The sequence below is a fragment of the Grimontia sp. THUN1695 genome, from assembly GCF_059704325.2.
Map to the genome: position 1 here is coordinate 140,007 of NZ_AP046576.1, position 14,568 is coordinate 154,574.

At 47.2% G+C, this 14,568-nt stretch carries 11 protein-coding genes and 1 pseudogene; 8 read left to right on the forward strand and 4 right to left on the reverse strand.

Annotated elements, in window-relative coordinates; all coding sequences use genetic code 11:
* Nucleotides 1-349: 349 nt before the first annotated feature.
* The 4 genes from AC6IB1_RS00665 to AC6IB1_RS00680 all read left to right on the forward strand — a co-directional run bounded on the left by AC6IB1_RS00665 (nucleotide 350) and on the right by AC6IB1_RS00680 (nucleotide 7,376).
* Nucleotides 350-982: a helix-turn-helix domain-containing protein gene (locus AC6IB1_RS00665; RefSeq protein ID WP_497566479.1), complete on the forward strand. Its 633-nt coding sequence runs from the start codon at nucleotides 350-352 to the stop codon at nucleotides 980-982.
* A gap of 83 nt (nucleotides 983-1,065) precedes the next feature.
* The gene (gene gcvT / locus AC6IB1_RS00670) at nucleotides 1,066-2,184 is read left to right on the forward strand and encodes a glycine cleavage system aminomethyltransferase GcvT (protein ID WP_497566480.1); all 1,119 of its coding nucleotides are present in this window, start codon (nucleotides 1,066-1,068) and stop codon (nucleotides 2,182-2,184) included.
* 303 nt (nucleotides 2,185-2,487) lie between these two features.
* Complete coding sequence (locus AC6IB1_RS00675) at nucleotides 2,488-3,096, forward strand: DNA-J related domain-containing protein (protein WP_497566481.1); 609 nt, start codon at nucleotides 2,488-2,490, stop codon at nucleotides 3,094-3,096.
* 215 nt (nucleotides 3,097-3,311) lie between these two features.
* The gene (locus tag AC6IB1_RS00680) at nucleotides 3,312-7,376 is read left to right on the forward strand and encodes a response regulator (RefSeq protein ID WP_497566482.1); all 4,065 of its coding nucleotides are present in this window, start codon (nucleotides 3,312-3,314) and stop codon (nucleotides 7,374-7,376) included.
* 46 nt (nucleotides 7,377-7,422) lie between these two features.
* Here the strand turns inward: AC6IB1_RS00680 and AC6IB1_RS00685 are convergent, their stop codons facing one another.
* Nucleotides 7,423-7,713 (reverse strand): DUF406 family protein, encoded by a 291-nt coding sequence (locus AC6IB1_RS00685; RefSeq protein ID WP_497566483.1) that lies wholly within the window; start codon nucleotides 7,711-7,713, stop codon nucleotides 7,423-7,425.
* Nucleotides 7,714-7,836: 123 nt separating this feature from the next.
* Nucleotides 7,837-9,483 carry an AMP-binding protein gene (locus AC6IB1_RS00690; protein ID WP_497566484.1) on the reverse strand — a complete coding sequence of 549 codons (1,647 nt, stop codon included), beginning with the start codon at nucleotides 9,481-9,483 and terminating at the stop codon, nucleotides 7,837-7,839.
* Nucleotides 9,484-9,940: 457 nt separating this feature from the next.
* Here AC6IB1_RS00690 and AC6IB1_RS00695 point away from each other — a divergent pair, with 457 nt between their 5' ends.
* Together AC6IB1_RS00695 and AC6IB1_RS00700 are read left to right on the forward strand one after the other, a co-directional pair.
* Nucleotides 9,941-10,402, forward strand: a complete 462-nt coding sequence (locus AC6IB1_RS00695) for a TetR/AcrR family transcriptional regulator (RefSeq protein ID WP_497566485.1) — start codon at nucleotides 9,941-9,943, stop codon at nucleotides 10,400-10,402.
* 204 nt (nucleotides 10,403-10,606) lie between these two features.
* Nucleotides 10,607-11,806 carry an acetate/propionate family kinase gene (locus tag AC6IB1_RS00700; protein WP_497566486.1) on the forward strand — a complete coding sequence of 400 codons (1,200 nt, stop codon included), beginning with the start codon at nucleotides 10,607-10,609 and terminating at the stop codon, nucleotides 11,804-11,806.
* An 8-nt stretch (nucleotides 11,807-11,814) separates the two neighbouring features.
* On the opposite strand, the gene AC6IB1_RS00705 is transcribed toward AC6IB1_RS00700, so the two are convergent.
* Nucleotides 11,815-12,027 (reverse strand): hypothetical protein, encoded by a 213-nt coding sequence (locus AC6IB1_RS00705; RefSeq protein ID WP_497566487.1) that lies wholly within the window; start codon nucleotides 12,025-12,027, stop codon nucleotides 11,815-11,817.
* A 48-nt stretch (nucleotides 12,028-12,075) separates the two neighbouring features.
* Nucleotides 12,076-12,218 (reverse strand): annotated as a pseudogene (locus tag AC6IB1_RS18610) (ABC transporter permease subunit); the annotation flags it as partial.
* Between the two features lie 84 nt (nucleotides 12,219-12,302).
* Between AC6IB1_RS18610 and AC6IB1_RS00710 the strand changes: the two are divergent.
* Together AC6IB1_RS00710 and AC6IB1_RS00715 are read left to right on the forward strand one after the other, a co-directional pair.
* Nucleotides 12,303-13,322 (forward strand): response regulator transcription factor, encoded by a 1,020-nt coding sequence (locus AC6IB1_RS00710; protein ID WP_497566488.1) that lies wholly within the window; start codon nucleotides 12,303-12,305, stop codon nucleotides 13,320-13,322.
* 136 nt (nucleotides 13,323-13,458) lie between these two features.
* On the forward strand, nucleotides 13,459-14,565 hold the full coding sequence (locus AC6IB1_RS00715) for a histone deacetylase-like amidohydrolase (protein WP_497566489.1): 1,107 nt from the start codon (nucleotides 13,459-13,461) through the stop codon (nucleotides 14,563-14,565).
* Nucleotides 14,566-14,568: the final 3 nt, after the last annotated feature.

The window sequence follows — 14,568 nt, forward strand, 5'->3', positions numbered from 1 at the left end:
CAAACGTTTGCTTTTTTACGCCTTTAGACACATGATTGCAAATGTTAAATCCATGAAATCTTAATTAATCATTAAAAAACAATGAGTTGATTGTTGTTATGGAAAAGTGTTCACTCTGGCGGCATTTTTCGGCCCTTAGACGGTGCCGGATTAATGCACCCAGCGTGTTTTTTCCGGAGAAAGGCATGTTACACAGGTTTCCAATAGGAAACTTTGTGTTAAAAGTGTTAACTTGCCCGTGTTGGTTACCGCCGACTTTGTGCAAGAATGGCGACCAGTAACGACACATTTAAAGGTGTTCTCAGTTGTCGGTACGCAGGTTGGGAAAAACCAAAGGTGAGAGAAAACCATGTCAGATCATGATGCACAGGATGTGTATCCGTCAGTGACCATTGAAAGAGCAGGTACACAGGCTGATGCGCCGATTGCCCCCTTGCGCCTCGGGGAAAGGCTGAAAGAAATCCGCACCAACAACGGACTGACGCTGGAAGAAGCGAGCAAGCTGACTGGCCTGGCGCGATCGACACTGTCTAAAATTGAAAACGAACAGATTTCGCCCACGTTTCAGGCAATGCAAAAGCTGGCGGCCGGTTTAAACATCGATATTCCCCAGCTCTTTGCGCCACCCAAACAGCGTCAGGCGACAGGCCGACGCGACATTACCCGTGCCGGGGAGGGAAAAAACCGCCCGACTGGAACGTATGAACATGAACTGTTGGCAACCCAGCTCACCAACAAAAAAATGTTCCCATTTAAATCCCGCATCCGTGCCCGATCATTTGAAGAATACGATGAGTGGATCCGTCACGATGGTGAAGAGTTCCTTTTGGTATTGGAAGGCCGTATCGCTTTCTACTCCGAGTTTTATGAAGCTATTGAACTGAATGAAGGGGACAGTGTGTATTACGACGCCGCCATGGGTCATATGCTTACCTCTCTCAGCGACGAAGACGCCTTGATTCTTTGGGTGACGGCATCCTGAATCAACAGCCCCTAACAGTAACCCGCTTTATTGGCGGTTGATTTTTCAGTAAACCGGCTTGCGCCGTGATCATGGAGTGAAACATGTCTCAGGATCTACTTAAAATCCCACTGCACGCCCTACATGTAGAAATGGGCGCCAAAATGGTGCCTTTTGCAGGTTACGAGATGCCAGTGCAATATGCGCTGGGCGTGCGCAAAGAACACCTTCATTGCCGTGAACATGCGGGCCTGTTTGATGTTTCTCACATGGGGCAGCTTCGCTTGCATGGCGAAAACGCAGCAAAAGCGCTGGAGGCTCTGGTTCCGGTAGACATCATTGATTTACCGGTGGGCAAACAGCGTTATGCGCTGTTCACCAATGAGCAGGGCGGGGTGATGGATGACCTGATGGTGACTAACTTTGGCGATCATCTTTTTGTGGTAGTGAATGCCGCATGCAAAGCGCAGGACATTGCGCACCTGCGCGCCAATCTGCCGGCAGATGTTGAGCTGGAAGAAATCGAAGACCGCGCGCTGTTGGCACTGCAGGGTCCGAAAGCAGCGGCTGTGCTGGCAACTCTGAACCCAGCTGTGGCGGATATGGTATTCATGGATGCAGCGAAAATGGCGCTGGCAGGCATTGAGTGCCTGGTCAGCCGCTCCGGTTACACCGGTGAAGATGGCTATGAAATCTCGGTGCCTGCAGATAAGGCAGAAGAGTTCGCCCGCCGCCTGCTGATAAAAGAAAAAGTGGAATGGATTGGTCTGGGCGCGCGCGACTCCCTGCGTCTGGAGTGTGGTCTGTGCCTGTATGGTCACGATATTGACCAAACTACCACACCGGTTGAGGCCAGCCTGTTGTGGGCAATCAGCAAGCCGCGCCGCACCGACGGCGAGCGTGCCGGTGGTTTCCCCGGTGCGGATATCATTCTGGATCAAATCGCGACCAAGGATGTATCCCGCAAGCGGGTTGGGTTGCTGGGCATGAGCAAAGCGCCGGTGCGTGAAGGCGCAGTGTTGTTTGATGCGGATGACAATGAAATTGGCGTCGTCACCAGCGGCACGTTTGGTCCAACCAAAGGCCAGCCTGTCGCGATGGGGTATGTTTCGACAGCCAATGCGGTGATTGGAACAGAAGTGTTTGCAGAAGTGCGAGGTAAAAAGTTGCCGATGACCGTCGAAAAAATGCCGTTTGTGCCACAGCGTTATTATCGTGGTTAACGGCTACGTTACATTTCAATCCAAAGGCCGGTGTCATACATCGGCCTTTTTTCTTTTATCTGTCAGTAGGCTGGAATGGACGATAGTAAGGATGTCGAAATATTTTGCAGAGAGTTTCAAAACTGGCATCAGATATGCTAAGTACATAAAGTGAGCTTTCTATCATTAAGGATGTTATTTCTTTGGCACAGGAAGCAAGAGACCGTGAAATCCGAATGAACTGCTTAATTAAGCAGGCGATTCACGGAATTATGGATTAATGTCTTATATGTACGGCATGAAGCCGATAGGAGATGAAGTGGTATGCTTGCTGAACAACGGGATGATATTGATAACCCCCTGATCTGGCCAATATTGAGTGTACTTGAAGCGTCCAACCAGAGTTGGAAAGTGCACTACCTGATGGCAGAACTCCAGAAAAATACCATCATGGACCACCTTGATGACAACCCCCAACTGGATTTGTTCAAGCGTAACTTCCTTATCATGAACGCGCTTTACCAATTGCAGGAAATGCTGTTGCCCCAACAGTGGCTGCAGGTAGAGTCGATGGATATCCGCCTTATGTGGCGCGGCGCTGGCACTGGATTTGTCCAGCATGAGGTCGATCGTGACGACCCGCTGCGTGAATACTACATGAATTGGACAAATTATGACGCGCAGCAGGAAGATGTAAGAGAGCTGCTCAGCTCTTTCTGGAAGCGATATCAGCAGCATGTTGGCCATTGCGTTGAAGCGACCGTAGAGCGGAGAAATGCACTGGCTGCGCTGGGTCTTTCTGAACACGCGTCTGAGTCAGAAATCCGTCGCCAGTGGCGGAAAATGGCGCTCAAGTGGCACCCAGACAGACCCGAAGGGGATGCCGCTATCTTCCGCACCATGTGTGAAGCATGGCAAAGTCTGAGGCTATGACATTCTCCATGAAAGACACCCGAAAACCCAGCTAGACAGCGCTGGGTTTTTCATTATGGGTTTGGCGATTTTGGGTGTTTCCGAATGTTGCCTGGTGATTTTGTGATAAGTCAATAAGTGCAAACAAGTTTTACCTTTTCCGCCTTTATCTAGTCCAACTCGCCGTCTACGCTTATTTGATAGGAGTGTCACCATTTAGAGAATTTGGAGACAAAATGAGATCGATACGCCACATCTTTTTTGCGTTGATGGGCTTAAACCTGGTTCTCGGCATTGCCATTATCCTCGCTCACTTTCGCTCCGATACGCTGAGCAGCCAGATCAATGCTATTTATGAGCAGCGCTACCAGCAATACCATCTGGCGATGGAGCTGAAACAGAGCTCTGATCTCCTCACCCGTTTTGCCCGCATTTACGCAGTGACCTCTAGCAATAAATGGCGTTTTCTGTATGAGCAGGTTAAGGCGATCCGTGACGGACAGCTGCCTTTACCAAACAACTATAACTTCGATTACTGGAATCAATTGTCAGATCCAAACGTCATCATCGAACAGCCAGAAATCCCAATTCGCCCTAATTATCCTTCATTGTTAGCGCGTTTAAGAAATGCGGGGATCAGTGAAGCGCACATGTCTTTTTTAACCCAGGCGCTGTCTCGCTCTCAGGATTTGATTGGTATTGAACAGGTGGCGATGGATTTAATCCAGGGACGTAAACGTACTGCTCGGGGTATTGAACGTGTGATCCCTGATCCTGAACTGGCTCAGGAAATGTTGTTTGGTGCCGACTACCTGCATGCACGAAGCAAGATCATGGGACCAATCGGTGCTTTCTATGAAGCCATTGAAAAGTCAACCAACCAAACGCTTCAGCAACTGCAGCAGGAACGGGCCAATATGGATGGTATTGCGATCTCAATGGCGTTTATGTTGTTGATCGCCGTCATATCAACAACGGTATTGCTTTGGTTTCGGTTTCTTAAGCCTCTCGATAATATTCGCAGCACTATCGTCAGTAAAGTGCGTGATAAAGAATTTGAATTTAAGCTCGATGTTGATAACCAGGGGGAATTGAAAGATCTGGCTCAGGCACAAAATGAAGTGTTGCGTGAGATTGCTGAACGTTTCGAGCTTGGTCGTCAGGTCAAAGCCTTTGCTGACTTGATCCGCGGCTGTTCAGGAATGGACGAGTTGGGCGATCTGGTCACCAATTTTCTCTCAAAAGGATTGGAGCTGCCTTACGTGGCGCTTTATGTCGTACGTGGAAGGACAATGACACTGGTAGGTGGTGTGGGTGTTGATGAAAAATCAGACGCCATGGACAAAGATACGGTTTCATTCCACCGTGCCATTCTTACGACAAGACAATTTCTCCGGATCCGCAATGATAAAGGCCACTTCACACTCACTTTACCGGTGGGAGAACTGTCATTATCAGAGATGTATTTCATTCCCCTGATGGTCAACAACGAAATGGTGGGGGTGTTAGAGGTTGGAGCTGTGCGGCTTCTCTCTGATAAAGAAATGGATTGGCTTTCAGAAATGCAAGAGGATTTGGCAGTAGGGATTCAACTCACGCTCAATGCTGAGATGCAAATGGAGGCTGAGCAGCGTATTTCAGAGCAACTTAAGCTCAACCAGCAAATTATCAATGCCATTCCAAACCCCACTTACTTTCGTGACACTCAGGGAACTTATATTGGAGTCAACGATGCGTTTACTGACTTCCTTGGCCTTTTCTATATTGATGTTGTAGATAAAACGCCGTTAGAGCTGTTTGCTAAAGATGTTGCAAACATGTTTACAGAAAAAGAGCGAGAACTTTTTGAAAACCCGGGTTCAACCGTCTATGACATTGAACTGGCAAACAGCCATGGGGACGTAAGGATCCTGAACGTGTATGAGGCTACCTATTACGGCACTGACGGTGATCCTATGGGTATAGTTGGTCTGTTTGTGGATGTCACTAAGCAGAAACGTCTCGAATCTGATTTGATTGCGGCGAAAGATCAGGCCACGGAAGCGAGCAAAGCCAAAGGTGAATTCCTGGCCAATATGAGTCACGAAATCCGAACGCCAATGAACGCGATCCTCGGGATGTCGCACCTGGCTCTTCTGACTGACCTTAATGATAAACAGCGTAATTATGTCGGAAATATTGAAAAAGCCGGAAAATCCTTGCTGGGTATCATCAATGACATTTTGGACTTCTCAAAAATTGAGGCCGGTAAACTGTCAGTTGAACATGTTGATTTCCGCTTCAGTGAAGTATTGGACAACATCAGCAATATCATTTCAGTTAAAGCCAAAGAGAAAGAGCTGGAGCTGATTTTTGATATCGATCCGAACTTGCCAGACGATCTAGTCGGTGACCCGTTGCGCCTGGGGCAAATCATTATCAACCTGACCGGTAACTCAGTGAAATTTACCGAATCGGGTGAAATTATTATCCGTGCCCGCAAAGTCACAGATGTGAATGAAATCATAGAGATCCAGTTTGATATTGAAGATACCGGCATTGGTATGAATGAAGAACAACTGGGACGCCTTTTCCAATCGTTTTCCCAAGCAGATGGATCGATCACCCGAAAATATGGTGGTACCGGCCTTGGATTGACCATTTCAAAGAGTTTTGTCGAGCTAATGGGGGGCCGTATTTGGGTGGAGAGTCAACCAGGTAAAGGTTCAACCTTTTCTTTCACTATTCGTTGTGGCCGCAGCAATTCCAGTATCAAAGAGCAGATCGCCAAAACCACCATTCTCAACGACAAACGTGTGCTGGTGGTGGATGATAACCAGGCTTCGCGCGACATCATGTATGCATTATTGGATAACCTGGATCTGCGTGTTGCTGCTGTCTCTAATGGTGAAGAAGCCGTGTATGAGGTTGAGTCGGCTGACCTGAGTAATGATGGCTTTGATGTAGTGGTCATGGACTGGAAGATGCCTGGTATTAATGGTGATGAAGCGACAGTGAAAATTCGTGAGTTATCACTCAATAAAATGCCGAAAGTGATTCTGGCCAGTGCCTACGGTGAAAATTCTGGGCTTATCAATGAAGAGGTGCAAAACGTTTTTGATGCATCCTTGGTCAAGCCAATTAACCCATCTTCGTTGTTTGATGCACTGATGGAGGCGTTTGGCCAGTTGGAAATGAAACGCGCCAACAGCCGTGAAGCAGCAACAATAAAAACACAACATATTGATTTAAATGGAATAAAAATACTTCTTGTTGAGGACAACATGATCAACCAAGAAGTCGCAAAGGGCATTCTGGAGCAGTTTAACCCTACTATCGAAGTGGCAGACAATGGTCAGGTAGCGCTGGAGAGAGTGCAGAAAGAGCACTTCGATATTGTTCTGATGGATATGCAAATGCCGGTGATGGATGGTTTAACTGCGACCCGTAAAATCCGCGAGATTGAAGCACTGGCAGGCCTTCCGATTGTTGCCATGACGGCGAATGCCATGGAAAGGGATATCAAGCAATGTAAGGCGGCGGGGATGAACGATCATGTTTCAAAGCCCATCGACATAGAAGAACTCATTAACGCCATTCAGACATGGACATCCATGTCTGAACACGCCGTAAGGTCATTCGATTCGCTGAATGAGCAACAAGATGAAGTATCTACTGACACGTCTTATCTGGATGATATTGATCCCTTGGTGTTAGATGCTGCAGAAGGTATCAGCAGGATTGGAGGAAATGAGGATGCGTATTGGAAAGTGATCTCTGCGTTCACTCAGGCCAAGCTGGCAGGCATTGATAAAATCCGAAAAGACGTGCTTGATGAAAACCGACAAGAAGTTGAGTTGTTTGCCCACTCACTGAAAGGTGCTGCGGCGAATGTTTCAGCGAAAGGGCTCGCGGTGTTAGCGGGTAACCTTGAAGATCAAGCGGGTTCGAAGATAAAGATTGAAGCCTCACTGATTGACAAGATTGAACAGTGTCTAAGGGAAATCCAGGGTTATATCCCCAGTGAAAAAAAAGAAAAAGATGTCTCTGATATGATGGTGTTTACAGGGTATACGGACAAAGAATTCCGTATTGAACTCGAGCAATTGAAGATTCTACTGGATAATTTTGATACTCAGGCTGTTGATTTTATTACTGGAATTCAGGAAAACGCCAAGGGTATGGAGGTTGATTTATCTGCCGTAGAAGAGGCTATCCGCAAATTCGAATACGAAGCCGCGGCGGCAAAACTGCAGGCAGTGATTGCGTCGTTAGGGACAGGAGAAGTGGATGAAACCCCCGGCGCTTTTCTAAGAGCATAAAAAACGCCGCGTTGAAATGCGGCGTCACGTTTTGGTGTGAACTCAATCAGAGCGAGCGGCTGCGTAATTCAAAAATCAGTTTTTCCGCACTGCATTCAAACTTAAGTTTTACCGTCAGCGGGTTGAGGGAAAGTTCAGCATTTTCATTAAGATCGTGAATAACGTTTTCATTTACCTGCTTTGCTAGATCAAGATAACGTTGAAATTCAGCAACTGCTGACGCTTTGTCTTCAGCGAAAATTTCAACTTCTGCTACATCGTCACCTTCACCGATAATAAAGCCCACTTCTGCGGTCACTCCACATGCATCGCATACTTGATAGTCTTCTTGGCTCATCACTTTTTCTCTCATTTGCCGGGGCAAACCAACTCTGGAATGGCTCCGGTAAGTTGATACTTAAGCAATATTATTACACATAAGCTTTATGTTTGTAGGGATTTTTAACCCAGTGAGAGGGTCTTACTCTTCCCACTGAATTAATATGTGAGATGGCCAGTTTGCACCGATATCGTGATACTTTTTTTCAAGCAGGTGACGCTTGATCTTCAGTGTTGGCGTCAACATGCCATTCTCAATGCTCCAAGGTTCTTTGATCATTAAAACGCCACGGATTTTCGCGTGTGATTCGAGTTCACTGTTGATAGTTTCTATCACATGTTTCACGCGACGCTCATAACGCTTGCGGTCAAAATTTGGGAAATGATGGGGCAATGCCAGTAGGATCGGACCTGGCATACCTGAGCCCACCAGACACATCATTTCAACATTGCTCAGCTCAAACAGACGCTTCTCAATCGGAACGGGGGCAACAAACTTGCCTTTCGCGGTTTTAAAGGTGTCATTTTTACGCCCTTGAATGGTCAGAAAACCGTCGCTGTCCAGAAAGCCGATATCACCAGTGTGGAGCCAGCCGTCTATGATGGTTTCAGCTGTGGCCTCCGGGTTTTTATAATAACCGGTGAACAGACCTTTGCTGCGTACCAGGATTTCTTCATCTTCAGCTATCTTGATTTCCACTCCGGGACCTGCATTGCCGACAGAGCCAATTTTATCGCTGCGAAATGGGTAATTCAGTGTGCTGTATGCGTAGGATTCGGTCATGCCCCAGGCTTCGGTAATGTTCAAGCCAAGCTTTTCATACCAGCGAAGCAGTGCTGCTGAGACGGGGGCTGAACCACAGCCCAATACACGTGCCTGATCCAACCCGAGATTCTGTGCGATTTTCTTTTTGACCAAACCTGAGATGATGGGCAGCTTCAGCAACAGGTTAAGTTTGCCTTCGGGCAGTTTTTCCTGAATGCGCTGCTGGAACAGTGTCCACAAGCGGGGAACAGAGATAAACAGGGTAGGGCGATGCATTTTGACATCTTCAATAAAGGTATCGAGAGACTCTGGAAATGCCGTGCAGATACCGGCATTCATCGCTGTTGCCATGATGTAAACACGCTCCGTAATATGAGCGAGTGGCAGGTATGAGAACAGTCGCTCGCCTTCACGCATGCCAATATGATTTATCAGCTGTTGTGCTGACCAGGCGTGGGCACCATAAGTCAGCATAGCGCCTTTCGGCAGACCAGATGTGCCAGAGGTGTAGACGATAGACATTAAGTCGTCATCCTGGTGCTCAGGCCTTACTTCTGCTCTTTCGTTTTGGGCAACCAAATCATTCCAGTCATAGCCACAATTAATGGTCGGGTAGGGAAATGCAATGGTCGGAATATCAGCCCGTTCGCTGAGTGATTCTTTCAGCGCTTTTGTGTCATCCAGTTTACCGACGAACAGGGCTTTTGATTCACTGTGATCGATAACGTGGGAAATGGTTTCCGCGCCCGCAGTAGGGAAAATCGGCACACTGATATAGCTTCCGAGCATCATAGCCAAATCGGCCGTGAACCATTCTGCGCAGTTTTTGGAGATAAGGGCTATGCGATCTCCAGGCTCCAATCCCATACCGCGCAGTGCAGAAACAAGGCGCAGTGCCTGATCGACCACATCCGAATAGGTAAAGTCATTGAACTGTCGGTTGATGATTTGGCGAAGGAAAACCTCGTTGGGACGTTCATTCGCCCAGCGCAGCACTTGTAGATAGGGTTTTTGTTGAGCCATAAAGGACCCCGTATAAAAGTAGGGAAAAAAGCGTTGTTTTAATTTTGTGTTACTTGGATGTTAAATTATGTGTCGAATGGGGCGCAGGTCAAGCGATTCATTCAAACGCTTGTTCAAATTTTGATGTAAGTAACGCTGTCACTCACGGCATTACATTGTCAGTGCTGAGAATAGTATTTTTCTTTCAGTATGTTATAGCCTGACAACATGTATGACTTCTGCAAATATAAGGCTGTTTCCGCTTCTTATTTTTTACATCTAGATAGCTCATATTATAATCAAATGTACTATCTTTAAGACAACTTGCGTTAAGGGTTGGCAGTCGGTAAACCCTTTTATTATTCACATGATCAAGTTCTACATACGTGAAATACAGACTAAAAACAGCGTTTACTGCGATAGTAGTGATGTCTTGATTGCTAAAGCTCATGGAAGCCCAAAAAACAGGGATATAGCTATGCCAAAGAGAAGTAAAGAAGATACAGAAGTCACCATCAGGTTAATTCTGGATGCGGTGGTTGATCAGTTGGTCACGCTGGGATACGACAAGATGTCTTACACCACGTTGAGCCAGCAAACAGGCATATCCAGAACTGGCATTAGCCACCACTTTCCAAAGAAAACTGACTTTATCACAAGGCTTGATGACAGGTTGTTGGGTATCCTGATTGACAGGCTGGATCTTGAGGGAGATAAACGTTCTTTTATAGAAAGCTGGTTGAGCGCGCTTCGTTCCGACAACCGTTTTATTGCGGTTCTCCGCCTATTCTTTCTCCATACTGTTTCATCAGAGAATGCAGTGGAATTTACCAGCCATGCCAGCCGCAAGCTGTATGATGTCTGTTGTAACCGGTATGGCGAAGAGTTTGAAAAAGACCTTGAATGGCTAGTTGGTAAGTCGCTGTTGACAATGGCATAGAGAGCATCCAAAACGCTTTAAAAGACGCTCATTGAAGCGTCTTTTTGCTTTTGTATAGGGGTATCTTCTGGGGTGATTCTTGATCTGACGCAGTAAAAGTCAAGAAAAGTATCAATCGTTAAAATATAAGTTGAATTGTTCAAAATTAATTTAATAATGAGGTTCGATATCGAAATTCATTTATTTTGCCAATGAGATTTGTTCATGAACAATTCACTAGTACTTGTCCTTAACGCAGGTAGTTCTTCTCTTAAATTCGCATTGATAGATGCACAAACTGGCGAAGCAATCCTTTCCGGTTTAGGTGAATGCTTCGGTCTTGATGATGCGCGTATTAGCTGGAAACGCGAAGGCCAAGACAAGCAAGAAACCATGCTTGAGCAAGGTGGCAACCATCACGAGAAAGCGGTTGCGATTATCGTTGAATTAGTCGAGAGCATGGAAATCGGCGATCGTTTGATCGCGATTGGTCACCGTGTGGTGCATGGCGGTGAGAAGTTTGCCGAGGCAACCCTACTCAATGAAGACGTGGTTCGTGATATTGAAGCGCTGAGCGAGTTGGCGCCACTGCACAACCCGGCAAACGTTATGGGTATCCGCGCAGCAACGAAAGCCTTTAAAGGGCTGCCACAAGTTGCGGTATTTGACACCGCATTCCACCAAACCATGCCTAAGAAAGCGTTTACCGGTGCTATCGCCAACGAGCTTTACAAAGAATACGGTATCCGCCGTTACGGCTTTCACGGCACCAGTCACTTCTATGTTACCCGTGAAGCGGCTAAACAGTTGGGCAAGAATATTGAAGAAACAAACTTCATTTCGGTCCACCTAGGGAACGGCGCATCAGTGTGTGCAGTTCGCAATGGCAAGTCTGTTGACACTTCCATGGGCTTTACACCACTGGCTGGCTTGATGATGGGCACACGTTCCGGTGACCTTGACCCTGGCATCATTGAATTCCTGCTGAAAAAAGGTTGGAGTCAGGAGCGCGTATTTGAAACCCTGAATAAGAAATCCGGTTTCCTTGGTGTATCCGGCCTGACATCAGATGCACGTGGTATTCTGGAAGCGATGGATAATGGCCATGAGGGCGCGAAGCTGGCATTTGAAGTGTTTACTTACCGTGTTGCGAAATACATTGGTTCTTACATGATCCCTCTGGACAGTCTGGACGCGATTATCTTTACTGGCGGCATCGGTGAAAACTCACTGCCAATCCGACGTGAGATCCTGAAAAACCTCAAACTGCTTGGTTTTGTGGAAGATGAAGCGGGTAACGAAGCTGCGCGTTTTGGTAAAGGCGGCCTTATTGGTAAATCAGATCTGCTGGGCGCAGTGGCGATGGTTGTGCCAACCAACGAAGAATATGTTATAGCCTCGCAATCGGCTGAATTTGCGAAGTAATTAAGCGATTACAAGAGTTTTAAAAAGCCGCTGATGAGAGTCAGCGGCTTTTTTATGCAAACAAAAAGCACGAGAAAAAGTTTGAGTGACTCGCTCATCTTAATTTCCGAATAACAGTGCTTTTCTTCTCCCTGTAGCTGGCGGGCGACGTCAATATCATGGGTAGTGGACAGCAGACCTCCGTCAACTTTGGCTGCGACAACGGCTAATCGGGTCGTCATATCGCGGTCAAAAATTGCGTGTGCAAAACCGTGTCCGACGACCAGCTAAGAGAACAGCGAATCAATCATCACAATCTCTTCAATCACAGCGACTAATTGAATACCGATAAACGCCATACCTGGCACTGCCATATTGCGAATACTATGGCGTAAAACGTCTGTGATTTGCTTAAACCTTTAATGCGTGAAAATTAATTGAAAGCGTAGGCCCCTCCACCTCTACATTTTCGGTATAAGCTTTTATGGCAAAGATGGTAGCCATGGAGTAACGGCTGATGAAGAGTAAAAGTGTTTCAACGACCGACGATATATTGCAGTTTGTGGCACTACTCTATCAGGTGTCCAGCCATATGCAGCCTGGCGATTTCAAGCAATGGACCATCACCCAGCTTCGTCAACTTATTCATTTTGATAGCGCATGGTGGGGACGCGCGCTCTTTCCTGAACTCTCTGATACCCCAGAAGTACACGGCAATTCATTGTTCCAACTACCGGACGATTATTTTGAGCAATGGCAGAAAATTGCGGATTGCGACACCATTGCTGAACGCCTCTACAACAATGCCACACAGCCATTTATGTCAGAGGTTCAACGCGAAACAATGAGTGAGGCATTGTGTGATTTCCTTTGGCAGCACGACATTCGCCATGTGCTGTCATTTATGAAAAACGATCCTGAACTTTTGCTCGATGCTAACGGAAATATGGCGGAGAGTTTACTGGTGGATTTTCTCTCACTCTACCGCAATGAAAAAGACGATGCGTTTCAACGAGAAGACAAGCGGTGCCTTCGCCTTGTCATGCCTCACATTGCGCTCAGCCTCAATCATTGCCTCGAATTTTCGGTGTTAACGAGCCAACATGCGCAAACGAACAGTAGGGTTGAAGCCGTGATGTTCGACAGTGGGTTCATGCTGAATACCCCGTCAAATCACTTTACTGACCTGCTCAAACGGGATTATCCCGATTGGGATGGATGCATTCTGCCAGACGAGATACAAGAATGTGTGCTCGGGAAAATCTCGTCATGGAAGGGAAAACATTTCACCCTGACATTTGAACCAATAGACAACTACTGGTTTATACGGGCTTATCCTACCTCTTTGCTATTTGAACTGACGGAGCGGGAAGCGCAGGTCGCAGAGCTGTTCGCGAAGGGAAAAACCTATATGGAAATTGCGCAGGAGATTAACCGCGCACCAACAACCGTGCGCAATCACTTGCAGTCCATCTACCTGAAACTCGGTATCAGAAACAAAGTTGAGTTGGTGGAAAAATACCGTTCCCTTATTTGATACACACAGAGGGAAATCCTCCGAAAAAATGCAAAACAATGCATTTGCATCATTCACGGATCTGCGCCTGCCTCCTAGGTTGATAAATGCGTCCAGTTCAAATGACGGGACAGTTTTTCTACCAAGGAGGTACACAATGAGAAAGACAGGATTGGTGACACATGAACTCTACTTCTGGCACAACACGGGTGAGGCTGCTGCATTTTTGCCACCGGGACTAACTATTCAACCCGACAAGCATGCGGAAAATGCGGAGACGAAGCGACGTATGCTTAATCTTCTGAGCGTCGCAGGCCTTTCTGATTCTCTAACGACGATTCCCCCGCGACTAGCAAGTAATAACGATTTACTCACTTTTCATACTCAAGCCTATATCGACCGCATCCGGGAAATGAGTGATGCCAACGGCGGTGATGCGGGCGAGTTGACTCCTTTTGGTCCGGGTAGTTATGAGATTGCCTTGATGAGTTTGGGCGGCTGTCTGGAAGCCATGGATCGGATGATGGAAGGACAAGTCGACAATGCATATTGTCTGGTAAGGCCGCCGGGTCATCATGCTGAAGCTGAAATGGGACGCGGATTCTGTATTTTTGGCAATGGTGTTATCGCTGCCAACTACGCCAGAAATGTGCATGGTTTGGCACGTGTGGCCATCGTTGATTGGGATGTTCATCACGGGAACAGCCAGCAAGGCGCTTTCTATAACGATGCGGGTGTTCTGACCATTTCCATTCATCAAGATAACTTTTACCCACCCCTGTCAGGCGCGCTGGATGAGCATGGCGAGGGTGACGGCGAAGGCTACAACATAAATATTCCTCTGCCTCCAGGCTCTGGTGACGGAGCATACCGACAAGCGTTTGAAGAGGTTGTGCTTCCCGCTCTTGAGGCTTATAAGCCGGAGATCATCATTATTTCATCCGGCTTTGATGGCAGCGCACTAGATCCGCTTGGCCGCAATATGGCGACGAGCGACACTTACAGATATATGACGGAAGCCTTGGTCGCTGCTGCTGAAAAACTCTGCCATGGCCATTTGCTGTGTATCCACGAGGGTGGGTATTCCACGGCCTATGTGCCGTATTGTGGGTTGGCGGTGATGGAGGCATTAAGTGGTATAAAAACCGAGCTAGAAGACCCCTTCTTACCCATTGTTGGCGGGATGGGAGGGCAGGATTGTCAGCCTCATCAGGCAGCGTTAATCGCTGCGGTGGCTGACTCTGCTCCCTTACTGAAAAAGTAAACG